The 260-nt window shown below is 69.6% G+C and carries 1 pseudogene; it reads left to right on the forward strand.

Annotated features, from left to right (window positions below):
* Positions 1 to 260 (forward strand): annotated as a pseudogene (locus tag AAW13_RS43970) (M4 family metallopeptidase); the annotation flags it as partial.

Consider the following 260-nt stretch of genomic DNA (forward strand, 5'->3'; position numbering starts at 1 on the left):
CCCAGCACACCGCGCTCCTCAAGAGCGCCCGGCAGGGGACCGCGGCGACCGCCCGCACCATCGGCCTCGGCGCCAAGGAGAAACTGGTCGTCAAGGACGTCGTCAAGGACAACGACGGCACCCTGCACACTCGTTACGAGCGCACCTACGACGGCCTGCCCGTCCTCGGCGGCGACCTGGTCGTGCACACCCCGCCCGCCTCGCTCGCGGCCGGCACGGTGAGCACCACCTTCAACAACAAGCACACCATCAAGGTCGCC

Origin of the sequence: Streptomyces humi (assembly GCF_001005085.2) — a bacterium.
Lineage (GTDB): Bacteria > Actinomycetota > Actinomycetes > Streptomycetales > Streptomycetaceae > Streptomyces > Streptomyces humi.